Here is a 25,138-nt window from a genome sequence, read left to right as displayed (position 1 = left end):
GAAGATAAAATTCTAGAACTAATAAATCAAGTATTTAAGCTAACTTTTTTTATTTTATTTTTTGTAATAACTGAATATATGTAGGAAAATGGTCAGAATAGCCAGCATTATATAAGTTAAAATTCCAACATCTTTTTGGATATCCTTTGTATTTTCCATTAAGTTGTACCATAAAATCTTTCTTAAATATATAAGCGCTTTTATAGAACCAACCTTCTTGTTTTGTATCTATCCATGCATTTGATAATAAAATTTGGTCAAACAATCCCCATGCATCATTATGAGCTAATGTACCATACCCTTTTTTATACATATCTATAAATGGATTTAGAAATTTAGAATTATCCATTTTTTCTTTTTTATCAACGCCTTTTAGATATTTTTCTATACTTTCATCTGTAGGGTTATCATTCAAATCTCCCATTACCAATATTTTTGCATTAGGTCTTATTTGGGTTAATGAATCAGTATATTGTTTGATTATTTTGGCAACATAGTTTCTCATAGGAGCTGTTAATGCTTCCCCGCCACGTCTTGATGGCCAGTGCCCAACAAAAACATCTACAGTATCTGTTCCTGTAAGTACACCGCGTACCCAAAGGACATCTCTAGTTGGTTTGCCATCTTTTACTGCCAAAGACAAGTTTATAGGAATAGATTTAGAATATATTGGTTTAAAATAATTGGGATTATACATAAATGCACAGTCAATTCCTCTAGGATCGCCACCATTATAGTGTATAGGTTGATAATTTCTTTTTGCCAATTTAGGCATTGCAGCTAAATCTAGCAAAACATCAACATTTTCTATTTCTGCAGTACCCCAAAATGCCAAACCATCGGGAGAAACTTCAGTGCCAATTTGTGAGATAACATCAGATAGTCGTTCTAATTTATCTTGATATATTTTTCCTGTATAACGATACGGACCATCAGGAGTAAAGTCTTCATCATAAGTATTTGGATCATTTATGGTATCAAATAAGTTTTCTAGATTATAAAAACCAGCAATTACTACTTTATATTGTGCTGGCTGTGTTGTTGTACTTTGGGCAACAGCAATTATTGTACAAAACAAAACAAAACAAGTGATAAGAATTCTATTAATCATTTTATAAAGATATGTCATAATTTTATTTTGAGTATTAAAAACATTTATTTAGGTCAAAAAATACACATAAACATAAAAATTGCTTTATTTTTTAACTTTTTTTATTCACATAAATTAACTTATCTTTGGCTAATCAAAAAAGATACCAACTTTTATGAATAAAAACATTGCTTACTTACTACTAATATTTTTTGTTTTATTTAATATAGTAGACACCAAGGCTCAAGATGAAAATATAGATACAACATCAAATAATAGTATTGAAGTACAAGATTCAACTAAGTTATTTGTGATACCTGTTGTAACATTAGAAGATGAAGAAACAAATGATGAAGGAGCATCAGATCAATCTGTTTCGCCAATATTAAATGCAGGAAGAGACCCATTTCTAAATGCTGCATCATTTACATTTGGTATAGCACGTTTTAGAATAAGAGGATATGATAATGATTATTTTGATACATATTTAAATGGAATTCCAACAGAGTATATAGATAATGGTTTTGGTGCATACAATTTATGGGCAGGCTTAAATGATGTAACAAGAAACAGAGAAAGCGTACAAGGCCTAAGACCATCAACTTTTGCATATAGTGGAATTGGTGCATTATATGGAATAGATGCTCGTGCAGGAAAACAAAGACAACAGTTAAGTATAACACTTGGTACTTCAAATAGAACCTATGATTTGCGTGGAGGCGTTACTTATGGTTCTGGAATTACTAAAAAAGGATGGAGTTTTGCTTTCTCATTATTTGGAAGATGGGCAAAAAGTGGCTACATAAAAGGAACATCTATGCAAAGTGTATCTTATTTTGCATCAGTACAAAAATTCTTTAAGAAACAAAACTTAGCATTAACAATTTTTGGTACACCAACCAAACAAGGTAAAGCAACAGCAGCAACTCAAGAAGCTTATGATTTAGCTGGCACAAATTTTTATAATCCTAATTGGGGTTATCAAAATGGAAAAATAAGAAACTCAAGAATAGAATATAGACATCAACCAACAATTATTCTTACACATGAGTGGCAACCTTCAGACAAATCTAATTGGATGACATCTGCAGGATATTCATTTGGCGAAAGAAGTGTATCAAGTTTTGATAGAAACCAAAATATAGATGACCCAAGACCAGATTATTATAAATACTTACCAAGTTATCTGAATGATAGTGATCAGGTAAATATGCGCGAACAATTGTACAATCAATTGAAAGCGAATCCAGATTTATTGCAAGTGAACTGGGACAGAATCTATGATGTAAATAACAACCAAGATGCAGTTACTATTAATAATGTAGATGGACAAGGTGGTAGCGTTACTGGGAAAAACTCCAAATATATTTTATCTAATAATGTACAATATTACAACCGTTTTAACCTAAATTCTGTCTATAACATTACAGTGAAAAATGTAGACATAACAGCAGGTGTGCAATATCAATATTCTAAAGTAAATAACTATAAAACAGTTAGAGATCTTTTAGGCGGTGATTTTTATTTAGATCAAAATAGCTTTACAACAGATTCTGTAGAAACTAATGTTACATCGACATATCCTGATGTAAACCAACCTAATCACGTTGTAAAAGTTGGAGATAAATATGGCTACGACTATTCATCAATAGTACATAAAATTGATGTTTGGGGACAAGCAAGCCAACAACTTAAGCACATAGATTGGTTTGCAGCAGCAAAATTTTCTAATACCACTCAATGGCGCGAAGGGAAATATCAAAATGGATTAGATGTAAATAACTCTAAAGGAAAATCAACAGTATTTTCTTATAACAACTATTCTGTAAAAGCAGGGTTAACATATAAAATAAATGGGCGTCATTATATATATGCGAATGGATCTTATGAAACAAAAGCACCTTTTTGGGATAATGTATTTATCTCACCACGTATAAGAAACATAGCAAACAACCCAGGTAGTGAAAAGATAGGCTCTATAGAAGGTGGTTATGTTTGGGCTTCACCAAAAGTAAAATTAAGAGCAAGTGGTTATTATACGAATTTTAAAAACGGCTCTAATATTTTAGTCTATTTTGATGATGATTATTTTGGCTTAGCAAGCTACACATTAACAAATATAGATAAAGTACACTATGGAGGAGAACTTGGAACAGAAGTACAAGTTTATAAAGGATTAACTGTTTCATTAGCAGCATCAATAGGTAAATTCTATTACACAAGTCGCCAAAATGGATTGTTAACAATAGACAACCAACCAAATGTTCTACAAAACGAAACAATTTATAGCGAAAACTTCTATGTACCTAATATACCACAACAAGCCTATACATTAGGCTTATTCTATCGTTCTCCAAAATATTGGTATTTAGGGATGAATGTAAATTTCTTTGATAGATTCTATACAGAATATGCACCTACACACCGTACAGAACGTGCTGTAGAATTAGTACCATACCAATCTGAGCAGTGGAATAGCATTGTAAACCAAGAAAGATATAACAAAAAAGGACAATGGACACTAGATATGTCTGGTGGTTATTCGTGGAGATTGAAATCTACATTTAAGAAAATGGATGGTAAAAATGCAGGAAAATATTACATCGTATTAAATAGTGGAATAAGCAACCTAACGAATAATAAGAAATTTATTGTAAGTGGAAGAGAGCAATTGCGTTTTGACTATACAGACAAAGACGCCAATAAGTTTCCAACAAAATATACATACGCATTTGGTATCAACTTTTATTTAAACTTAATTTTTAGATTCTAATTTAATATAAATAATACAAATAATAATCCATGATAAAGATTACAACAATCAATCGTATTTTAATGTCAATAGCTTTATTGACTACATTATCTATTACATCATGTAAAAAAGATAATTTTGATGAACCACCACACGAAATTACAGATCCAAATATTGCCAATACTACAATAGCAGAATTAAGATCATTGTTTACAAGTGGCAATCCAATTACGGTAACAGATGATATTATTATTGGTGGCGTAGTAACTGCTGATGACAGAACAGGTAATTTCTATAAGCAATTTATAATACAAGACTCAACAGGAGCTATTCCAGTTTTAGTAAACAAATCTGGCTTATATACAGACTATCCTGTTGGTAGAAAAGTTTATATAAAGTGTAATGGTTTAGTATTAGGTCAATATGGCAACAATAAGCAATTAGGTGGTTATATAGATTATACAGGAGCACAACCTTCGGTAGGCGAAATACAAAGTGCATTAGTAAACAATTATATTGTAAAAGGACCAATGGTTACACCAATTGTACCAAGAAAGATAAGCAGTTTTGCACAATTAAATTTAACTACAGACCAATCTATTTTAATAGAATTAGATCCTGTTTCTTTTGATGATGCTTCTGCTGGAGTACCTTATGCAAATATTGTAACAGAACAATCTTTAAGTAGAACAATTTTAGATTGTGAAGGAAATGAATTTTTAGTAAGAACAAGTAATTTCTCTACTTTTGCTAATACAAACACACCAGCAGCAACCGAAAAGGTAAGCATTATAGGCATATATAGCGTTTATAGAACAGATAAACAATTTGCAATAAGAGATATTAATGAAGTAGCGACATCTACAACAACATGTCCTGCAGTACCAGTAGAAGTAGTTTTATTTTCTGAAAACTTTAATGGAGTATCTACATCTGGAAATTTAGCTATTTCAGGTTGGACAAACTTCTCAACGGCAGGAACAAAATATTGGTATGGAACAGGATCGTCTACTAACAAAAATGCCCGCGTAAGTGCTTATAATTCAGGACAAACATCAAATGTTGCATGGCTTATAACACCGTCTATTAATTTAGATGGTTCTACAGGAGAAACATTAAACTTTAGAACAAATATATATCAACCTGCAGGCGCTACAATCTTAGAGGTATTATATTCTTCAGACTATTCTGGTAGTGGAAATCCATCAACAGCTACATGGAATGTATTAGGCAGTGTTCCAAACGTTACAACAGCTTGGTCTGCGGCAACACCAATATCATTAAATAGTATTTCTGGTAATATATATATTGCATTTAGATACACAGGTGGTGATCCTGGAAATACAACTCAGTATAATATTGATGATGTAAGCGTGAGTTATTTTGAATAAGATAATATTATAATATAATACATAAAAAAACGCTCCATTTATTGGAGCGTTTTTTATTAAGAAGCTAATAAATACTAAGGTACTGTTTTTGTAGCTGAGTCACTGTAGACACCTTGCCCTGCGGCATTAATTGTAGCCACATGTGTCCAAATTAATTTATAACAAATGGAAAAAATAAAAAAAGCTACTCATTAAGAGTAGCTTTTTTTGCGTGGTACCTCCAGGAATCGAACCAGGGACACAAGGATTTTCAGTCCTTTGCTCTACCAACTGAGCTAAGGTACCAGTTTGTAGGGTGCAAAGTTAATAAATATCTTTTAATTTGTCGCTTTAAATTAATCTTATTTTTTAAAAACTAAATAAACTGCCATCAATAAACATAAAAATGCTAATCCATAGTTCAATTTTAGTTTTTCTTGAAACATAAAATAGGCAAATAATACAAATACAACAATAGATACTACTTCTTGTATAATTTTTAATTGAAAAACAGAAAAACTCTGATAGCCAATTTTATTTGCTGGTACCATAAAACAGTATTCAAAAAACGCAACTAGCCAACTGATTAGTATTGCTTTGGGCATTGATAGGTTGCTTTGTTTTAGATGTCCATACCATGCATAAGTCATAAATGTATTAGAAATGATTAGAAGAACGATAGTTTTCATTATATAATTTCTATTTGATTTAGATTAACACACTCATTTGTATTTGGTCTTTTGTTTTTTCCATTCCAAAAAATACAACCATCTTGTACATAGTTATTAATTTGGGCTTGCTTTAGCTCTATCAATACTAAACTTCCTGTAATAATGCCCCAGCCTGCTTTTGCTGAAGAAAACTTAGATTGAGTTGATGTTTTCTGCATGCCTTTTTCCCATTGTTTAAAATACGAAGTTGTATTGTACACTATGTTTTTTTGTGCTTTATTGTATGTTGTGTTTGTAATGGCATTTGCAAAACTTACAAACCAGTGGTCTGTATTCAGAATAATATTGATGTGCTTATATGCCAAAAATCCACCATCAAATTGATTTTGAGTAGGAATAGTTTTTTGATACTTAGTTGGAGATAAAAATTCATTTTTAGTCCAGTTTAGTTTGTAGTGATATGGAATAATGCTAGCATGTATATTTTGTGGTTTGGCGCCTAGTAGCAAGTACCTTAAAGTAATGGTATAATCAATTTTTTTATTCAGTCTATTACACTCAAAAGAAGTACAATTGAATACTAAAGCAATTTTTATCTTAAATCTTAATGTATCTGGTTTTTGACATTGTTCTACATCTGTAACTTCTAGATTTAACATCTGAATTTTATCTGCGCCTGAATTTGAAACGATATCAAAACCATTGAGTATTGCTGTGACATTTTTTTGATGATTTATATTTGTTATTGGTACAAAAACAATTCTGGTAAATTCATAATATTTGGCTTGTTTGCCTTGTATGGTGAATGTTTCTACACCAGGAGAATAATCAATTAGATCTGTTTTTATAGTTGAAAAATAGGATTTAAAAACAGCAGAATCTTTTCCTAAGCCAGTTGCTCCAGTATGTACACTAGAAAAGTATTTTTTTTGGTCTGTTGGTGTGTTAGATTGTGCAATATAATCTCCAATTCTATTCAATCTATGATTGTATTTCCACTGATGCTCAAAACCTTGCCAAACAGCAAATGAATTGGATATAGATTTGTTGTACAACAAGACAACAACAAGAAACAATATTATTTTAATTCTTTTAGTGGATACCATCTGTTTTCTTCAAAGTTAATTATTTTGTCATTCTGAATAATAAATCCTTCACTTTCTAGCAATTGTTGCATAATTGTTGGTGCACCAAAGTGATATTTTCCTGTAAGCAGACCATTTCTATTCACTACTCTATGTGCTGGAATATTAGCATCAAACTGATGAGATAGATTCATGGCATACCCAACCATTCTTGATGCTGATTTTGCACCAATGTATTCTGCAATATCACCATAGGTGCACACTTTGCCATATGGGATTTTTTTTACAACAACAAAGACACTTTTATAAAAATCATTCATTTATATTCACTAAGATTTTTGAATAATATTTGATGTTGCTTGGGCAGTTGGTAGAATAAATATTTCTTCGATATTAACGTGTGCTGGTTGTGTGGCTATGAAATAGATAGAGTTTGCAATGTCTTCTGCTTGCAATGGTTTGTAGCCATCATATACTGCGTTTGCTTTTTCTTCGTCCCATTTAAAGCGTACTAAGCTAAATTCTGTATCTGCTGCACCAGGTGAAATGACAGATACTTTAATATTGTGTGGTAATAGATCTATTCTTGAGCTTCGAGAAATAGCACGAACAGCATGCTTGGTGCCACAGTATACATTGCCGCCACCATATGCTTCCCATCCAGCTAATGAGGCAACATTTATGATGTGTCCTTCATTTCTGGCTATCATTAATGGTGCTACTTCTTTGGTCATGTATAATAAGCCTTTTACATTGGTATCTATCATTTGTTCCCAATCATCGTAGCTGCCATCTTGTATTGGTCCTCTTCCTGCTGCCAAACCTGCATTGTTCAATAATACATCTATTTTTTTCCAGTTGTCTGTTAATGAACTTATAGCTTGTTGTACTTCTGGAAGATTGCGAACATCATAGCATAGAACACAAACATTTACTTTGAATTTTTCTTCAATTTCTTGCTGTAACTGTTTAAGTTTCTCTTTTCTTCTTCCTGTAATAATAATATTCCAATTATTTTCTGCAAACTTTTTTGCTGTTGCTTTTCCAAATCCTGATGTGGCTCCTGTTATAAATATTGTTTTTGACATATCTGCTATAAAAATACTAGTTTTTTATGTTATTCTTTTTATTTATAAAAAATTGAATATTTTCTATCATTATTTTTAATTTTTATACAACAAATAAGTTGGACAATCTTTAAACAATATTTTCTTTTTGAAGCCATAGCCATCATAATTCTGAATAAAATTTGCCCAAGTACTGTCTTTGCTTAGTCTTCTATCATTTGTTAGAAATTCTGTAACTAAGATATGGTCTATATTTTTAGACAGCATTTGTTCTTTAAATGTTTTGGAATTATCATAATCATATTCAGCTTCAAAATCAGAAAAGTTGCCTTTTGTCATCATACTTAAGTTATGAATATTGCTGAATATTACATGCGTGCCATCTTTTTTATTTAATTCCTTTACAAAATCCTTGTAGGACTGATTTGGACAGCTACCACTAACAATAGCTGGCGTATTATATCTAATAATATTTGGAGTTTTAATATAAAAAATAATAAAAATGGGAATTAGATAAAATAGTTTTAAATATTTTGTCTTAAAAATAGATTCAAGAATTGTTGCCATTAGAAGCACAATTAATGGTAAAAACAATTGCATATAGTGCATTCTTGGAAAGAAAACGATAGAACTTGCAAGGCTTGGTAAAATATATATAATTAATATAAAAAATAAACATTGATGTTTTCTTATATTCTCAAAAATATTTATTCTAATATTCTTCTTAATTAAAACATACAATAATACACATGCAAAAACTATGTATGATAAAAATTGAATAGGCTTAAACGGAAAAAGTTCATATGGAAAGAAACTGTCAACAGTGCTTTTGATAAGCAATAATATGAACATGCCTGCATTAAAGAAAAAACCTTTTATAACAACAAGCGGATACTGCAAAACAATATCTTTAAATGTTTCACAGCCAGGAAATTGCGTTTTACTAAACGCAATCCAATCAATAAATAAATTAAAACTTTCTTTATGACTAATGATGTATTTTATCGTATAATGTTGACAAAAAGCAATGTATGTTCTATCTATTTCTTTGTATGTGCTAGATGGTGTGCCTATATAAAAATACATTAAAAGCATAATTACTATAAAAGGCAGTGAGAAGAAGATATATTCTCTAAGCTTATATTTCTTTATTAAGACATAAATAAAAAACACAACTCAAGATCATTACGCTAAGCATCAATTCTGGTCTTGCAAATGCACCAACATATACAGCAAACAAAACAACAATGTATTGTTTTGGCTTAGATGTAATAAACAAACGATTTATGGTCAGAGCCCAAAGTAGCAGACATACTGTAAAATGAGAAATTCTTGGATAGGTAAGAATATTTGTTGTAGAGATTAATAATGAAAAAGCTATCCAAAAACTCAAGATAAAAGAGAAACGATAACTATACAAAAAAACAAAAACACTTAATGGAAATAATAAAACCAAAACCTTAAAATTGAGTAGATATAGTTGAATGGCATCTTTTTCAAAGAAAGAAAGAAATTTGTACCACAAATTGTAAGATGGTCCCCAATCTGTTCTTATTGTATCAAACATATCCATACCATATTTCATGTATTGCACCTCATCATCAAATGAAATATCTACTATGGCATTAAAATCTCTAATTAGCTTAAATCCAACAACAAGCAACAATAAAATTCCTGCAACTAATTTTAAATAGCTAAATTTTTCAGCTTCCGATTGATAAAGCATTTTTCTTAAAACAGAAAACATCTACTGCAAAATATAAAAAATAAATTATTTAAACTTATATTCGATACCACAATATTCTGAAATGACAATACAAGAAGCACAAAACACAGTAGATAATTGGATAAAAACGTATGGCGTTCGTTATTTTTCGGAGCTAACCAATATGGCAATTCTTACTGAAGAAGTAGGAGAAGTAGCCAGAATAATTTCTAGACAATATGGAGAACAATCGTTTAAACAAAGTGATAATGATAAAAATCTTGCAGATGAACTTGCAGATGTGTTATTTGTTCTTATCTGTATTGCCAACCAAACTGGCGTAAATCTAACAGATGCTTTGCAAAAAAATCTTGATAAAAAGACAAAAAGAGATAAAGAAAGGCATAAAAACAACCAAAAACTGAAATAATGTCTTACACAGGGCGAAAAAACAGACAAAATGTCTTTTCTTTTTGCTTGGTATTTGATTTGTTTAAGTAAAGTAAATTACAATTAATAAACTTAAATAAATTAAAAATGAGAACTTTAGTAAGAACACACAGAAACACACCAACAACGACAAATTTTTTTGATGATTTCTTTGTAAGAGATTTCTTCGGCTTTCCAAATGCAGAAAGTAAGTCACCAAAAACAATTCCCGCAGTAAATGTCAAAGAAACAGAACATGAATTTATAGTAGATGTAGCCATTCCAGGCGTAAAAAAAGAAGACGTAAAAGTAGAATTAAACGAAAATGTTTTAACTATTTCATCAGAAGTGAAGAAAGAAGAAGGTGAGCAGCAAGAAATTTATACAAGAAAAGAGTTTAGCTATACTACTTTTAAAAGAAGTTTTACAATTGACAATGATGCTATTGACACAGAAAAAATTGACGCAAAAGTAGATAATGGTGTACTAAGTGTACATTTATCTAAAAAAGCAAAAGTAGAACCAGAACAAAAAGTAAAAACAATTACAGTAGTGTAATTTATCAATTGGCGATTATTTTAATGAGTCAGCTTTTAATAGCTGACTCTTTTATTAGATGTTAATTATACCTTCATCAGCAAAACTAAAATATTTTTCACCAGCAACAATGAGATGGTCTAAAATAGTAATTTCTAGAAGCTTTGCAGCAGAAACAATATTTTTCGTAATTATTTTATCTGGCTCACTAGGTTCTACATTTCCAGATGGATGATTGTGTACAAGAATCATAGACGAAGCAGCATCTTGAAACGCATAATTAAAAATCATTTTATAATCTACAACAGTTCCAGAAATACCACCACTACTCAGTTTTATTTTTCTAATGATTCTGTTGTTTTTATTTAAAGTAATAATCCAAAATTCCTCAAAATACAAATCAGAAAGAAGTGGGCACATCACCATAAAAATATCGTTAGAACATTTTATCTGAATAATATCTTTTGCAGGCAAATATTGTTTTCGCTTGCCAAGTTCTAAAGCAGCTACTATACTAATTGCCTTTGCTTCGCCAATACCAGAAAATGACATTAAATCAACAATACTTTTCTTAGACAGAAGCGCCAAATCGTTTTTACAACTAGCCAAAATTTGCTGACACAACGAAACAGCACTTAGGGTTCTATTGCCAGAACCAATAATTATAGCTAACAACTCAGCATCAGAAAGAGATTCTTTGCCTTTGAGTAATAATTTCTCTCTTGGTCTATCTTCTTCAGCCCAATATTTTATTGTAAGATTATCTGAACCATTGTACATAAAAAAAGCGTCTTATAATAAAGACGCTTTTTTAAGAAAATTCCATAAAATTTGGATATTATTTTTTCATGTTATTCAAATGCAACATGATTTTAGACTTGATGTTTGATGCTTTATTTTTGTGAATTTGATTTCTTTTAGCCAATTTGTCCACCATAGAAATTACATTACCCATTTGAGCTTGTGCCTCAGAAACTTCAGTCAATGCCATATATTTTCTAATAGCATTTCTTGTCGTTTTTCCATAATAACGATTTTCTAATCTACGTTTTGCCGTTTGTCTAATTCTTTTTTGTGCCGATTTATGATGTGCCATTATTCTAAAATTGAAGTGCAAAGATACAAAAATTTTTTAAAACACAAACACTTAAAAATGAAATTATAATTAAATTATTTACAAATCAATATTCTATGATAAATTATAATTTGACATGGAAAAGCAGAAAAACATCACATTAGAAGTGATAGTATTATTTTTTTTTACACTTTTTATCATTCTAAAGCATTTTTAATCCAACAAAAACTTCGATATTTGCAGTCGAAATAATATATTATGCAGGATATCTCAATATTAATGAATGCCCACCCAAGTTTTATAGACAGTCAATACCAAAGCTACTTAAAAGACCCAAATTCTGTAGAAGCAGAATGGAGAAAATTCTTTGCAGGTTTTGATTTGGCGTACAAGTATTTTGAACACGATGGAAATACAGATAACATACCATTAACAAATACATCACCAAAAGAATTTAAAGTCTTAAAATTAATCTCTGGATACAGAAATAAAGGACATTTAGTTGCCAATACCAATCCAATTAGACCAAGAAAAGACAGACACGCAGATCTAGACTTACACTTTTTTGGATTAGAAGAAAGCGATTTAGATACTGAATTTTATGCAGGAAAAGAATTAGGAATAGGCAAGGCAACACTAAGAACAATTATAGAAAGACTAAAAAAATATACACAAGAACTATTGGTTGGGAATACAACTACATCTTAGACAGAGACGAGAGAGCTTGGCTTAGACAACAAGTAGAGCACGGATATATTGATTATGAACATCCAATAGAGAAGAAAAAAAGAATTTTACAGAAATTAAATGACTCAGAAGTATATGAAAAATTCTTAGGCACTAAGTTTTTAGGACAAAAAAGATTCTCATTAGAAGGCGGAGAGTCTACAATTCCAGCATTAGACTCAATGCTTAATGTATCAGCAAAATATGGTGTGCAAGAAGCAGTAATTGGTATGGCACACAGAGGTAGGTTAAATATATTATCAAATATTATAGGCAAAACATACGAAGAAATATTCTCAGAGTTTGAAGGCATTTCACCAGCAGATTTATTTTCAGGTACAGGAGATGTAAAATATCACCTTGGATATTCTTCACAATATCACACTATGGACAATCATGAGTTGTATGTAAAACTATTACCTAATCCATCTCACTTAGAAGCTGTAAATCCAGTTGTACAAGGCTATTGTAGAGCAAAAGCAGATGCAATATACAATTCAGATTATGATAAAATATTACCAATCACAATACATGGTGATGCAGCAGTAGCAGGACAAGGCATTGTTTATGAAGTATTGCAAATGCAATCATTAAGAGGTTATACCGTTGGTGGTACAATACATTTTGTTATAAATAATCAAATAGGATTTACAACAGATTTTGATGATGCACGAACATCAAACTATTGTGTATCAATAGCAGCGACAATACAAGCACCAGTCTTTCATGTTAATGGCGATGATGTGGAGGCAGTTACCTATGTTGCAGAGTTAGCAGCAGAGTATAGACAAAAATTCAATAAAGATGTGTTTATAGATATGGTGTGTTACAGAAGATGGGGACACAACGAAGGTGATGACCCACAGTACACACAACCTCAAATGTATCAAGCAATTAAAGGACATACAGGCGTAAGAGATTTATATTTTAGAAAATTAAGAGATTGGGGAGTAGCTGGTGATGAGTTAACTAAAACAATGGAAAAAGAGTTTTGGGAAGCATTACAAGCAAGACTTAATAACTATAAAGAGAAACCACAAAAATACACACTTCAAAAAACAGAAATAGCTTGGCAAGCACTTAGAAAAGCAACAGACGAAGACTTTGGACAGCCAATAAAAACTAAAATTACTAAAACAAACTTAGTAAAAATAATTAAAGCATTAATTAAATATCCAGATAGCTTTACGCCAGTAAAAAAATACAACAATACTTAGACCAAAGAAGAGTATTGATGCGTGAAAATAATTCAGTAGATTGGGCAAACAGAATTATTAGCATATGGTTCAATATTATTAGACGGAAAAGATGTAAGAATGAGTGGAGAAGACGTAAAAAGAGGTACATTCTCACACAGACATGCATGCTTATACGACGAAAAAACAGGAGAAGAGTACAATAGACTAAATTTTATTGAAGACAACCAAGAAGCAAAATTTAGAATATATAATTCACATTTATCAGAATATGCAGTACTAGGATTCGAGTTTGGCTACACACTTCCAAGTCCAAATCCATTAGTAATTTGGGAAGCACAGTTTGGTGATTTTTCAAACGGAGCTCAAATAATAATAGACCAATTCATTAGCTCATCAGAAACAAAATGGGATAGAAATAGTGACTTAGTAATGCTATTACCACATGGTTACGAAGGTGCAGGACCAGAGCATAGTTCAGCAAGACTAGAAAGATACTTACAACTTTGGCGAAAACAACATGTATGTTTGTAATTTTACAACACCAGCAAATTTCTTCCACGCACTTAGAAGACAGGTCGTTGCACCATTCAGAATACCATTAATTGTGATGACACCAAAATCATTATTAAGGCATCCAAAATGCGTTTCAGATATATCAGAAATCTATGAAGGCAACTTTAAAGAAATCATAGATGATGACAAAACAACAGCACCAAACAAAGTAAAAAGAGTATTGTTCTGCACAGGAAAAATATATTACGACTTATTAGCCAAAAAAGAAGCAGACAACAGAGAGGATATTGCAATTGTAAGAATCGAGCAAATATATCCATTAGCTAAAAATCAATACCAAGCGATATTTGACAAATATTCAAAAGCAGAGTACGTTTGGGTACAAGAAGAACCAAAAAATATGGGCGCATGGAGTTTTATATTAACAAATTATCCAAATGCAAACAATTTAAAACTGATAAGTAGAGCACAAAGTGCATCTACAGCAACAGGATTTAGCAAAATACACGAAAAAGAACAAAAACAAATAGTAGAAGAAGCATTCAAGTAGTAGAATAACAACGATAAGAGCACATATCATAAAAACAACTCAATTAACAAAAAAATATTTTCAGTTTTTTATGTTATTTAAGTAATATGTTGTACTTTTGCACGTTCATTTGCATTTTGTGCAAATTTTTTTGTAACAAATATTTTTAATTTTAAAAATTTTTATTTATGCCTTTTAAAAAGGATAACAAAATTAAAGCTGATTTTAGCACAATCACAATCAAATTAGCCTCACCAGATGTAATCTTAGAACGTTCGTTTGGAGAAGTAAAAAAACCAGAAACCATTAACTACAGAACATACAAACCAGAAATGGAAGGTTTGTTTTGTGAAAGAATCTTCGGACCATCAAAAGACTATGAATGCTATTGTGGAAAATACAAGAGAATTAGATACAAAGGTATTGTTTGTGATAGATGTGGCGTTGAGGTAACTGAGAAGAAAGTAAGACGTGAGCGTATGGGACACATCAAATTAGTGGTACCAGTTGTTCATATATGGTATTTCAAATCTTTACCAAATAAGATAGGATACATGTTAGGCTTATCTTCAAAAAATTTAGAGTCTATCGTATATTATGAAAGATTTGCAGTAATCCAACCAGGTATCTTAGAAGAAGGTATTACAATAAATGGAGAAAAGAAAACGTATAAAGTATTAGATTTAATAACTGAAGAAGAATACTTAGACGTTTTAGAAGCATTACCAAAAGACAACCAACACCTACCAGACGAAGACCCAAATAAGTTCATAGCAAAAATGGGTGGCGAAGGCGTAAGAGACTTATTAGCAAGAATTAATTTAGTTGCATTAGCTGCTGATTTGAGACACAGAGCATCAAATGAGTCTTCAAAACAAAGAAAATCAGAAGCATTAAAAAGATTAAGCATTGTAGAAGCATTCAGAGAAGCGAACGAACATACAGAAAATAGACCAGAGTGGATGATCGTACAATATTTACCAGTAATTCCACCAGAATTACGTCCATTAGTTCCATTAGATGGTGGTAGATTTGCATCTTCAGATTTAAATGACTTATACAGAAGAGTAATCATCAGAAATAATCGTTTAAAAAGATTAATAGATATTAAAGCACCAGAAGTTATTCTTAGAAACGAAAAAAGAATGCTTCAAGAAGCAGTAGATTCATTATTTGATAATTCAAGAAAATCTAATGCAGTAAAAGCAGATGGTGGTCGTGCATTAAAATCATTATCAGATTCATTAAAAGGAAAACAAGGTAGATTCAGACAAAACTTATTAGGAAAACGTGTAGATTATTCAGGTCGTTCAGTAATCGTTGTTGGACCAGAACTTAAATTACACGAGTGTGGATTACCAAAAGATATGGCAGCGGAATTATTCAAACCGTTCATTATCAGAAAATTATTAGAAAGAGGTATCGTAAAAACTGTAAAATCTGCAAAAAAATTAGTAGATAAAAAAGAAGCAGTAGTTTGGGATATCTTAGAAAATGTAATGAAAGGACACCCAGTTTTATTAAACCGTGCCCCAACTTTACACAGATTATCAATACAAGCATTCCAACCAAAATTAATAGAAGGAAAAGCAATACAATTACACCCATTAGTTACTACAGCATTCAATGCTGACTTTGATGGTGACCAAATGGCAGTACACGTACCATTGAGTAATGCAGCAATATTAGAAGCTCAAATTTTAATGTTAGCATCTCACAATATCCTAAATCCACAAAACGGAACACCAATGACCATTCCATCACAAGACATGGTACTTGGATTATACTATCTAACAAAAGGTAGAAAAACAGTTGGTGATGATATCGTAAAAGGCGAAGGAAAAACTTTCTATTCTGCAGAAGAAGCAATAATTGCATTAAACGAAAAGAGAGCAAACTTACATGCTTGGGTAAAAATTAAAGCACAAGTATTAGAAGGTGGTGTATTGCAAAATAAAATTGTTGAAACAACAGTAGGTAGAATTTTATTCAACGAATTTGTACCAAAACAATGTGGTTTTGTAAACGTACTACTTACAAAGAAAAACTTAAAAGATGTAATTGGATTAGTACTTACAACAACAAATATACCAACAACAGTAAATTTCTTGGATAATATCAAAGAATTAGGATACAGACAAGCATTTAGAGGTGGATTATCATTCAATATTGATGACTTAATTATTCCTGATTTCAAAGAGAAATTATTGAATGAAGCACTACAAGAAGTAGAAAATGTATGGCAAACATTCAACCAAGGTTTAATTACAAACAATGAAAGATATAATCAGATAATTGACATCTGGACACGTGTGGATACAAGAATTACAGAAGGATTAATGAAAGAAATTTCTTCTGCAAAACAAGGATTCAACTCAGTGTACATGATGCTTGATTCTGGTGCCAGAGGTTCTAAACAGCAAATTAAACAGTTAGCTGGAATGAGAGGCTTGATGGCAAAACCAAGAAAATCAGGCTCAACAGGTGGTGAGATTATCGAAAACCCAATCTTATCTAACTTTAAAGATGGATTGAACGTATTAGAATATTTCATTTCTACGCACGGTGCAAGAAAAGGTCTAGCAGATACAGCGTTAAAAACAGCAGACGCAGGTTACCTTACAAGAAGATTAGTAGACGTAGCACAAGATGTAATCATCAATGCTGAAGACTGCGGAACGCTTAGAGGCTTAACAACAGCAGCACTAAAAGAAGGAGAGGACGTAATAGAATCATTATATGATAGAATTGTAGGCAGAACAGCATTACAAGATATCGTAGATCCAGTTACTGGAGAATTATTAGCAGAAGAGGGAATATTAATTAACGAAGCAACAGCGAAGAGAATTGAAGAATCTAGCATAGAAGAAGTAGAAATTAGATCTGTACTTACATGTGAGTTAAGTAGAGGTGTTTGTGCAAAATGTTACGGACGTAACTTATCAAACAATAAACCAGCTCAACTTGGAGATGCAGTAGGTATTATCGCAGCACAGTCAATTGGAGAGCCAGGAACACAGCTTACATTACGTACATTCCACACGGGTGGTGCAGCAGCAAACGTTGCTTCAGATTCTAACATGCAAGCTAAGTTTGATGGTAGATTAGAGTTTGATAGCATTAGAACTGTAAAACAAGAAGCAGAAGATGGAACAGTAAGAAATGTAGTAATTGTAAGAACAGGTGAAGTAAGTATTATTGATGAGGCAGAAAGAGTATTAATTACAAACAATATACCATATGGTTCTATTCTTAATGTAAAAGATGGTCAGAAAATAAAAAAAGGAGACGTTATCTGTTCTTGGGATCCATACAACAATGTAATCGTATCAGAGTTTAAAGGAAAAGTAAAATACGAAGACATCATTGAAGGTATCACTTATAGAGAAGAGATAGATGAGCAAAAAGGTCACATTGATAAAGTAACTATCGAGTCGAGAGATAAGAAAAGAGTACCAGCTATATTAATTACAGACGAAAAAGGTAAAGAAATTGCATCATATTCAATGCCAGTAGGTAGCCACATCATTGCAAATGATGGCGATGAGGTAAAACCAGGTACAATATTGGTAAAAATTCCTAGAATTTTAAGTAAAGTAAGAGATATCACGGGTGGTCTTCCAAGAGTACAAGAGTTATTCGAGGCAAGAAATCCATCAAATCCAGCAAAAGTTTCTGAAATCGATGGTCAAGTTACATTCGGAAAAGTAAAAAGAGGTAATAGAGAAATCACAATTACATCAAAAGATGGCGTTCAAAAGAAATACTTAGTTTCATTAACAAAACACATCTTAGTACAAGATGGAGACTTTGTAAAAGCAGGTATGCCATTATCAGACGGTTCAATTACACCATCAGATATTCTAACAATAAAAGGACCAAATGCATTACAAGCATATTTAGTAAATGAAATTCAAGAGGTTTATAGATTACAAGGTGTAAGAATCAATGACAAACACATCGAAGTAATTGTTAGACAAATGATGAGTAATGTATTGATTGAAGATGCAGGAGACACAAAATTCTTAGAAGGAGAAACTGTAAATAAATTTGAGTTTATTTCTCAAAACGATAATATTTTTGACAAAAAAGTAGTTACAGATGCAGGCGATTCTGCAAATATCCAAGCAGGACAAATTGTTACAATGCGTCAAATCAGAGAAGAAAACTCAACACTAAAACGTAATGACAGAAAAGTACTAGAGTATAGAGATGCATTGCCAGCAACAGCAAGCCCATTGTTACAAGGTATTACAAAATCATCTTTAGGTGTTGAAAGCTGGATATCAGCATCATCATTCCAAGAAACAACAAAAGTATTAAATAGAGCAGCAATTAGTGGTGCGGTAGATAATATGGCAGGCTTGAAAGAGAATGTAATTGTAGGACATAAAATTTCTGCAGGTACAGGTGTGAGAACATTCCAAAATATTGCAGTAGCAAATAAAAAGGAATATGAACGTGCAGTAAGAAAAGCAGCACTTGCAGCTGATGAGGAAGATGAATACTAAAAATATTTTTTAATTACATAAGGTTGTCTTCGGACAACCTTTTTAATTCAATGACATATGGAAAATAACAATCAAAATCAAATAAACATTGAACTTCCTGAAGATATTGCAGAAGGAGAATACAGCAACTTAGCAATCATTACACATTCTAATCAAGAGTTTGTACTAGATTTTGTAAGAGTAGCACCTGGCGTACCAAAAGCAAAAGTAAAATCAAGAATAGTACTTACACCACAACATGCAAAAAGATTTATGAAAGCATTGATGGAAAATGTAAAAAAGTTTGAACAATTGCATGGCGAAATTAAAGAAAACGACCAAGTTTCTATTCCATTAAACTTTGGTAATCCAACCACACAAGCATAGTTTCATTAATTAGCCTAGAAGCTGATGTATAGAAAAATAAAAGCAGATATTGTCTATCCAATCACATCAGAAAAAATAGAAAATGGTGTTATTGTTGTTGATGAAAATCTAGTTATACAAAAAATAGACAAAGCATCAGCATTTGATGAAGCAGAGTTAGAAATTTATGATGGTATTATTGTTCCAGGATTTGTAAACGCACATTGTCATTTAGAACTATCACACCTAAAAAATGTTGCACAAACAGGCACAGGATTGATAGATTTTATAGGACAAGTCATAAAAAACAGAAATCACAGCATAGAAGTTATTCAAGCACAAATCCAACAAGCAGAGCAACAAATGCTAAGCAGTGGCATTGTAGCAGTAGGTGATATTTCTAATACAACAGATACATTTCAACAAAAACAAAAGAACAACTTAAAATACTACACTTTCGTAGAGTATTTTGATTTGTTTCAGACCAACAACACACCAAATTGTATACAACAATATGATGCAGTATTCAATGCAATGCAGCCTAATTTTTCAAACAAATTAAGCAAAGTACCACATGCACCATATTCTGTTTCTAAAGAACTTTTTGAATATGTAATTGACGGCGCGCCAGCAAAAACAATATCAATACACAATCAAGAAATAGTTGATGAAGATCTGTTGTTTAGTAATAAATCAGGTAATTTTATTAAGTTTTACAACCAACTTCAATACAGCACAAACCAAATACCACAATATCCAAAATCAATTTATTACGCATTAGATTTTTTATCTAAGAATAATATAAATCTATTTGTACATAATACAAATACTACCAAAGAAGACATAGAATATACTTTTTCAAAACTACATCAAGACAAAACATTTTGGTGCACATGTCCAAATGCAAATTTATATATCGAAAATAAACTACCAAGTTATAAAACATTTTTAGATACAAATGCACAAGTATGTATTGGCACAGATAGTTTAACATCAAATTGGCAACTATCTATTTTTGAAGAAATAAAAACGATACTCAAATATTGCAACTATATTGAATTTGAAAAACTACTAACTTGGGCAACTATTAATGGCGCAAAAGCTCTTGGTTGGGAACAAGAATTAGGCAGCTTTGAGCTTGGAAAAAAGCCAGGGTTGGTTCATATTAATCACATAGAAAACGGTAAAATTTCTATAAAATCAGAGTCAAAAATAATTATTTAATATATATTTTGAATATAGCAATTGATATAGGAAACACAAGAACAAAGGTCGGAATATTCAATAAAACTAATATTGAACAGATATATACATTTGAAAACACCAATAAAATAGAAATAAATGAAGCATTTGAAGCTTTTAAAATTGAAAAATCAATTATCTCAACAACATCAAACATTTCAAATATTATAAAAAACAAACTAAGAAACATTCCAATTTCCATCTATTTGGATGAGCATACAAAACTACCATTTAAGAATAAATACGGTACTCAAAATACACTAGGCAAAGACAGAATTGCATTGATTGCAGCAGCACAACACTTATTTCCGAAACAAAATGTTTTAGTAATTGGATGTGGCACTTGCATTACATATAATTTTATCAATGCTAAAAATGAATTTCTGGGTGGAAGCATACATCCAGGATTAAAAATGAGGATTAAAGCCATGAATTATTTTACAAAAAATCTACCATTGGTAGAAATACAAACAAATAAAAACCTAATCGGGAAAAATACTATTGAAAATCTTACAATTGGCTCAAGTGTGGCAACAGCAAAAGAAATTGATGCTATGATAGATGCCTATAAAGTTAAATTTTCAAAATTAAAGATAATAATTACTGGTGGAGATGCAGATTTTTTGGTTTCTTTGCTTAAAAATAAGATATTTGCAATTCCCAATCTTACATTGCTTGGGCTAAATCATATTTTGGAATACAATGCGTAAAATTTATATATATATTTTAGTACAAATGCTTTCTGTTGCACTTATTGCACAAGAGGCATCTATGTATAGTAGGTACGGACTAGGACTGATGTCAAACTCAAACAATCATGCTTCAAATATGATGGGCGGATTAGGCGCAAGTTATCGTGGAATAGAAGGACCAAACTACCTCAATCCAGCTTCAATTTCTGCCATCAAACTTATTTCTTTTGATGCTGGAATTTCTGGTGTGTTTGAAAATATTAAAACATCAACCCAAAAAGCAAAACAAAATGCTTTCAATTTAGATTATCTATCTTTTTCTGTTCCAATTAAAAATTTCTGGTCAACAAGCATTGGATTATTGCCTTATGCAAAAAAAGATTATAATGTAAAAAATACAATACAAATAGATTCTATAACATCAAATGTGTTGGAAGGAAATGGAAGTGGTAATCTAAATACAGTTTATTGGGGAAATGGATTTAAAGTAAAAGGACTTTCTCTTGGATTTTCTTTAGGCTATACCTTCGGAAAAATTGTAAACGTATCAGCATCAAATGTTGCAATTAATGGATTATACTCATCATCAGACTATACTACATACCAAAAATCTGCAACAGAAGTAAAACAAATTAACTTAGATTTTGGTGCACAATACACATTGAGTATTAAAAATAAAAAAGATACTTTAAAACCATATAAAATAGATTTTGGCGTTTCTGCAAACTCACCAATTTCATTAAATAAAAGCCAAAGCCAAACCAACCAACTTAGAAGTTTCTCCAACCAAATTTTGGGAACTAGAGCTTTAAATGAATCATTAGCAGATTTTATTAATGATAAAGTAGAGAACCAAACATATTTACAGAATGTATACACATTGAGTGGCAATACAAATTATTGGAAACAATTTGTGCCAGATACAATTAGCATTCAAAACCTAGACCAATTAGATGTGTACATTCCACCAGCAATTAATGTAGGCGCAATTTTCTATCAAGATTATAAATACAAAATTGGATTTGATTTCAGATACCAACCTTGGAGCAAGTACAGAGGATTTGAAGATAATGAAACATCAAAACTATCAAACAGTTGGAAAATAGGCTTTGGTGGAGAAATTATTCCTAACATAAACAAGTACAATAAATTCTTTTCTAAACTAAAATATAGAGCAGGATTTTATTACAGCAAAACAAATATTACAATTAATAACAACGATATTCAAGAATTTGGCATAGACTTTGGAGTAGGTATACCGATGTTTAATAGATTCTCAAGCAATGAAGGTTTTACGCAATCATATATTACGTATCCATTTAATATCGGATTGCAGATTGGAAAGAGAGGCACAACGAATAATAATTTAGTACAAGAAAACTTCGTTAGGCTAAAAGTAGGATTCTCATTGAATGATAAATGGTTTGTTAAACGCAAATATTTCTAAAAAAAATTAAAAAGTAGATGAAAAAAATTGCAATTATTGTATTCATTTTTGCAGCATTTTTAAATGCAAAAGCTAACAATTGTCCAAAACACATAGATGGAGATAGCTTAAAAACAGCTCCAGTCTATTTTTACTACAAACAGTTTTACAAAAAACACGATTTTGAAAAAGCATATCCATACTGGCGTACACTGTATGATAAAGCTCCAGGACTTTCTTCAATTATTTTTTATGAAGGAGAAGAAATTCTAAAAGAGAAAATTGAAAAAACAACAGATGCTACGCTAAAAGCAAAATATACAGACACATTGTTAGAAATGTATGACAAGTGGATTGTATGTCATGGAAACGAAGATTTTGTGCTTGGTACAAAAAAAGCACAAGCAATCATTACCTACAAAAATGATGTGCCAGCAGCCAAACAAGCACTTGAAAAATCAATTCAAATATCAAGTAGATATCCATTGGCTATTCGTACATATTTTAATCTATTGAACTATGAATATGGTGCTGGACAAATTACAGAAGACGCATTAACTAAAAAATATAATGAACTAGTAGCAATATTAGATAAAAATATAGCTAAAAATGATTCATATAAATCTAGCTACGAAGATGCAAAGAAATCAATAGATGAAATATATATTCAAAATTTTGCAAACAAAGAAGATCCATCTGACTGTGCAAAATTGATGGAGATTTATATGAAAAAATATAACGAAAAACCTAATGATTTAGCAACAGTTGAAAATGTGTACAACAAAACAAAAGGTTGTGCTGATAGTGCTTTCAACGTTACATTGTTACAAAAACTAAATCAATTAAATCCAAATTATAGCTATGCTATTAGATTGGCAAACATCTATATGAAATCTAATAAAGAAGCTGAAGCATATACATTGTATGAGAATGCAATAAAAAACGAAAAAGACTCATCAAAAATTGCTGGTTTGTACTTGTTATTAGCAAATATGAAAACTGATAAAAATGATTTTGAAACAGCAAGAACTTTAGCAAGAACAGCATTACAATATGAACCAAACAATGCAAGAGCATATTTATTAATAGGCTATTTATATGCATCAAGCGGAAAATTGTGTGGACCAGGCGTAGGTTTCCAATCACAAATAGTATTGTGGCCAGCATTCGATAATTTTAGAAAAGCAGTAGAATATGGCGATGATGATGTGAAAAAAGAAGCAAGCAATTTATTAGCAACATACAAACAATATTTGCCAACAATTACTGAAGTAAACGCAAAGAAACTTAAAGTAGGTGCACCTTACACCATCAAATGTTGGATAAATGAAGAAACAACAGTACAAGTAAAATAGGTTTTATATTTGTAGATAATAAACATTAAAGCGAAGCCCGAAAGGCTTCGCTTTTTTATTGAAAGTGTAAAGTATTATAGTATAAGACTATAATTTTATAGTTAATGTTTTTTGTAATTAAAATTCTTCATAAGTAAAAGTTTCTACATATTCAGTATTTGTGCCTAAATATCGTTTTAATGGATAACCATTAAAATTTCCTTCGTATGTATAATTAGTATATACTGATTCAAGATATTTTTTAGTTTCAGCATAAGGTAATAATGCAGAAGACAAAGGGCTGGCATAGTCTAACAGATAATATAATACAAATCGTTCAGCTTCAAATCCAGTAATGTAGAATGGATTTTTTATACTTGTTGAAATCTGATATTTATCAATCAATATATCAGAACTATTATATATCATTAAACTATCGCCACTGTATTGATAATGCAAATCGCCATAATAATAATAAAAATTAGTTATAGTATTGATATTGCCATTACTATTATAGGTAATTACATTGTCATCATACTTTGTTATTCTAAAATTTGAACAATCAACGTCAATACTACGATATACGTTTCCATCAACATTAAACAATATTATGCTATCTAAAGAATGGTCTGCTTTATATCTACAATAGGTATAGGAAATATTTGTACCATTAACAACCTTTAAATTGTCTATTTTATTAAAACTATTATATGTTATGGTATAAGCCATTCCTAAAAAAGAATAAGTTTTTAATCTTGTGTTTTTTTGTTTTACTTCTTCTTTTTTACAAGATGATAAGAAGAGCATTGCTGAGATGAGAAAGAAAAGTAATTTATTCAT

Annotated in this window: 20 protein-coding genes, 1 tRNA gene and 1 pseudogene; 11 read left to right on the top strand and 11 right to left on the bottom strand. The window is 30.9% G+C overall.

Annotated elements, in window-relative coordinates:
* Window positions 1-49: 49 nt before the first annotated feature.
* Entirely contained in the window at window positions 50-1,111 is a 1,062-nt protein-coding gene (locus IPK18_05965) for an endonuclease/exonuclease/phosphatase family protein (GenBank protein QQR99053.1), read from the bottom strand.
* Between the two features lie 154 nt (window positions 1,112-1,265).
* On the opposite strand from IPK18_05965, the gene IPK18_05960 reads away from it, so the two are divergent.
* Together IPK18_05960 and IPK18_05955 are read left to right on the top strand one after the other, a co-directional pair.
* Window positions 1,266-3,863 (top strand): TonB-dependent receptor, encoded by a 2,598-nt coding sequence (locus IPK18_05960; GenBank protein QQR99052.1) that lies wholly within the window; start codon window positions 1,266-1,268, stop codon window positions 3,861-3,863.
* Between the two features lie 29 nt (window positions 3,864-3,892).
* Entirely contained in the window at window positions 3,893-5,233 is a 1,341-nt protein-coding gene (locus IPK18_05955; GenBank protein QQR99051.1) for a choice-of-anchor J domain-containing protein, read from the top strand.
* A 212-nt stretch (window positions 5,234-5,445) separates the two neighbouring features.
* On the opposite strand, the gene IPK18_05950 is transcribed toward IPK18_05955, so the two are convergent.
* From IPK18_05950 to IPK18_05920, 7 genes are all read right to left on the bottom strand, one after another.
* Window positions 5,446-5,518 (bottom strand) — tRNA-Phe (locus tag IPK18_05950).
* A gap of 56 nt (window positions 5,519-5,574) precedes the next feature.
* The gene (locus IPK18_05945; GenBank protein QQR99050.1) at window positions 5,575-5,901 is read right to left on the bottom strand and encodes a DMT family protein; all 327 of its coding nucleotides are present in this window, start codon (window positions 5,899-5,901) and stop codon (window positions 5,575-5,577) included.
* Complete coding sequence (locus tag IPK18_05940; protein ID QQR99049.1) at window positions 5,901-6,989, bottom strand: hypothetical protein; 1,089 nt, start codon at window positions 6,987-6,989, stop codon at window positions 5,901-5,903. Before IPK18_05940 ends, IPK18_05945 begins: the two co-directional genes overlap by 1 nt.
* Window positions 6,962-7,288 carry an MGMT family protein gene (locus IPK18_05935; GenBank protein ID QQR99048.1) on the bottom strand — a complete coding sequence of 109 codons (327 nt, stop codon included), beginning with the start codon at window positions 7,286-7,288 and terminating at the stop codon, window positions 6,962-6,964. The genes IPK18_05940 and IPK18_05935 overlap by 28 nt, the downstream gene beginning before the upstream one ends.
* Before the next feature lie 9 nt (window positions 7,289-7,297).
* Window positions 7,298-8,056 (bottom strand): SDR family NAD(P)-dependent oxidoreductase, encoded by a 759-nt coding sequence (locus tag IPK18_05930; GenBank protein QQR99047.1) that lies wholly within the window; start codon window positions 8,054-8,056, stop codon window positions 7,298-7,300.
* A gap of 75 nt (window positions 8,057-8,131) precedes the next feature.
* Complete coding sequence (locus IPK18_05925) at window positions 8,132-9,121, bottom strand: hypothetical protein (GenBank protein ID QQR99046.1); 990 nt, start codon at window positions 9,119-9,121, stop codon at window positions 8,132-8,134.
* Between the two features lie 52 nt (window positions 9,122-9,173).
* Entirely contained in the window at window positions 9,174-9,761 is a 588-nt protein-coding gene (locus tag IPK18_05920; protein QQR99045.1) for a hypothetical protein, read from the bottom strand.
* An 82-nt stretch (window positions 9,762-9,843) separates the two neighbouring features.
* Between IPK18_05920 and IPK18_05915 the strand changes: the two genes are divergently transcribed.
* Both IPK18_05915 and IPK18_05910 read left to right on the top strand, forming a co-directional pair.
* Complete coding sequence (locus tag IPK18_05915) at window positions 9,844-10,170, top strand: nucleotide pyrophosphohydrolase (GenBank protein QQR99044.1); 327 nt, start codon at window positions 9,844-9,846, stop codon at window positions 10,168-10,170.
* 107 nt (window positions 10,171-10,277) lie between these two features.
* Window positions 10,278-10,727 (top strand): Hsp20 family protein, encoded by a 450-nt coding sequence (locus tag IPK18_05910; GenBank protein ID QQR99043.1) that lies wholly within the window; start codon window positions 10,278-10,280, stop codon window positions 10,725-10,727.
* Between the two features lie 54 nt (window positions 10,728-10,781).
* Here the strand turns inward: IPK18_05910 and radC are convergent, their stop codons facing one another.
* Together radC and IPK18_05900 are read right to left on the bottom strand one after the other, a co-directional pair.
* The gene (gene radC, locus IPK18_05905; protein QQR99042.1) at window positions 10,782-11,486 is read right to left on the bottom strand and encodes a DNA repair protein RadC; all 705 of its coding nucleotides are present in this window, start codon (window positions 11,484-11,486) and stop codon (window positions 10,782-10,784) included.
* Between the two features lie 58 nt (window positions 11,487-11,544).
* Complete coding sequence (locus tag IPK18_05900; protein ID QQR99041.1) at window positions 11,545-11,802, bottom strand: 30S ribosomal protein S20; 258 nt, start codon at window positions 11,800-11,802, stop codon at window positions 11,545-11,547.
* Window positions 11,803-12,039: 237 nt separating this feature from the next.
* Here IPK18_05900 and IPK18_05895 point away from each other — a divergent pair.
* The 7 genes and pseudogenes from IPK18_05895 (at window position 12,040) to IPK18_05865 (ending at window position 24,319) form a co-directional block, all read left to right on the top strand.
* Window positions 12,040-14,769 (top strand): annotated as a pseudogene (locus IPK18_05895) (2-oxoglutarate dehydrogenase E1 component).
* A gap of 167 nt (window positions 14,770-14,936) precedes the next feature.
* A complete protein-coding gene (rpoC, locus tag IPK18_05890) occupies window positions 14,937-19,259 on the top strand; it encodes a DNA-directed RNA polymerase subunit beta' (protein ID QQR99040.1) in 4,323 nt (1,440 codons plus the stop codon).
* 57 nt (window positions 19,260-19,316) lie between these two features.
* Window positions 19,317-19,625, top strand: a complete 309-nt coding sequence (locus IPK18_05885; GenBank protein QQR99039.1) for a DUF3467 domain-containing protein — start codon at window positions 19,317-19,319, stop codon at window positions 19,623-19,625.
* Window positions 19,626-19,649: 24 nt separating this feature from the next.
* The gene (locus IPK18_05880) at window positions 19,650-20,828 is read left to right on the top strand and encodes an amidohydrolase family protein (protein ID QQR99038.1); all 1,179 of its coding nucleotides are present in this window, start codon (window positions 19,650-19,652) and stop codon (window positions 20,826-20,828) included.
* 8 nt (window positions 20,829-20,836) lie between these two features.
* The gene (locus tag IPK18_05875; protein QQR99037.1) at window positions 20,837-21,556 is read left to right on the top strand and encodes a type III pantothenate kinase; all 720 of its coding nucleotides are present in this window, start codon (window positions 20,837-20,839) and stop codon (window positions 21,554-21,556) included.
* Window positions 21,549-22,985, top strand: a complete 1,437-nt coding sequence (locus IPK18_05870) for a hypothetical protein (GenBank protein ID QQR99036.1) — start codon at window positions 21,549-21,551, stop codon at window positions 22,983-22,985. Before IPK18_05875 ends, IPK18_05870 begins: the two co-directional genes overlap by 8 nt.
* Before the next feature lie 17 nt (window positions 22,986-23,002).
* Window positions 23,003-24,319, top strand: a complete 1,317-nt coding sequence (locus IPK18_05865) for a hypothetical protein (protein QQR99035.1) — start codon at window positions 23,003-23,005, stop codon at window positions 24,317-24,319.
* Window positions 24,320-24,436: 117 nt separating this feature from the next.
* Here the strand turns inward: IPK18_05865 and IPK18_05860 are convergent, their stop codons facing one another.
* The gene (locus IPK18_05860; GenBank protein QQR99034.1) at window positions 24,437-25,138 is read right to left on the bottom strand and encodes a hypothetical protein; all 702 of its coding nucleotides are present in this window, start codon (window positions 25,136-25,138) and stop codon (window positions 24,437-24,439) included.

This window comes from Sphingobacteriales bacterium (assembly GCA_016699615.1).
Taxonomy (GTDB): domain Bacteria; phylum Bacteroidota; class Bacteroidia; order Chitinophagales; family JADIYW01; genus JADJSS01.
Note: the sequence above shows the minus strand (reverse complement) of the source record. Positions and strands in the feature narration are given on the sequence as shown.

What these genes read in the sequence shown, in the direction of transcription:
- IPK18_05940 (QQR99049.1), bottom strand. Translation starts at nt 6,989, where the DNA reads ATGGTATCCACTAAAAGAATTAAAATAATATTGTTTCTTGTTGTTGTC.
- IPK18_05870 (QQR99036.1), top strand. Translation starts at nt 21,549, where the DNA reads ATGCGTAAAATTTATATATATATTTTAGTACAAATGCTTTCTGTTGCA.
- IPK18_05955 (QQR99051.1), top strand. Translation starts at nt 3,893, where the DNA reads ATGATAAAGATTACAACAATCAATCGTATTTTAATGTCAATAGCTTTA.
- rpoC (QQR99040.1), top strand. Translation starts at nt 14,937, where the DNA reads ATGCCTTTTAAAAAGGATAACAAAATTAAAGCTGATTTTAGCACAATC.
- IPK18_05965 (QQR99053.1), bottom strand. Translation starts at nt 1,111, where the DNA reads ATGATTAATAGAATTCTTATCACTTGTTTTGTTTTGTTTTGTACAATA.
- IPK18_05900 (QQR99041.1), bottom strand. Translation starts at nt 11,802, where the DNA reads ATGGCACATCATAAATCGGCACAAAAAAGAATTAGACAAACGGCAAAA.
- IPK18_05930 (QQR99047.1), bottom strand. Translation starts at nt 8,056, where the DNA reads ATGTCAAAAACAATATTTATAACAGGAGCCACATCAGGATTTGGAAAA.
- IPK18_05885 (QQR99039.1), top strand. Translation starts at nt 19,317, where the DNA reads ATGGAAAATAACAATCAAAATCAAATAAACATTGAACTTCCTGAAGAT.
- IPK18_05945 (QQR99050.1), bottom strand. Translation starts at nt 5,901, where the DNA reads ATGAAAACTATCGTTCTTCTAATCATTTCTAATACATTTATGACTTAT.
- radC (QQR99042.1), bottom strand. Translation starts at nt 11,486, where the DNA reads ATGTACAATGGTTCAGATAATCTTACAATAAAATATTGGGCTGAAGAA.
- IPK18_05935 (QQR99048.1), bottom strand. Translation starts at nt 7,288, where the DNA reads ATGAATGATTTTTATAAAAGTGTCTTTGTTGTTGTAAAAAAAATCCCA.
- IPK18_05910 (QQR99043.1), top strand. Translation starts at nt 10,278, where the DNA reads ATGAGAACTTTAGTAAGAACACACAGAAACACACCAACAACGACAAAT.
- IPK18_05920 (QQR99045.1), bottom strand. Translation starts at nt 9,761, where the DNA reads ATGCTTTATCAATCGGAAGCTGAAAAATTTAGCTATTTAAAATTAGTT.
- IPK18_05860 (QQR99034.1), bottom strand. Translation starts at nt 25,138, where the DNA reads ATGAATAAATTACTTTTCTTTCTCATCTCAGCAATGCTCTTCTTATCA.
- IPK18_05880 (QQR99038.1), top strand. Translation starts at nt 19,650, where the DNA reads ATGTATAGAAAAATAAAAGCAGATATTGTCTATCCAATCACATCAGAA.
- IPK18_05960 (QQR99052.1), top strand. Translation starts at nt 1,266, where the DNA reads ATGAATAAAAACATTGCTTACTTACTACTAATATTTTTTGTTTTATTT.
- IPK18_05865 (QQR99035.1), top strand. Translation starts at nt 23,003, where the DNA reads ATGAAAAAAATTGCAATTATTGTATTCATTTTTGCAGCATTTTTAAAT.
- IPK18_05915 (QQR99044.1), top strand. Translation starts at nt 9,844, where the DNA reads ATGACAATACAAGAAGCACAAAACACAGTAGATAATTGGATAAAAACG.
- IPK18_05925 (QQR99046.1), bottom strand. Translation starts at nt 9,121, where the DNA reads ATGTATTTTTATATAGGCACACCATCTAGCACATACAAAGAAATAGAT.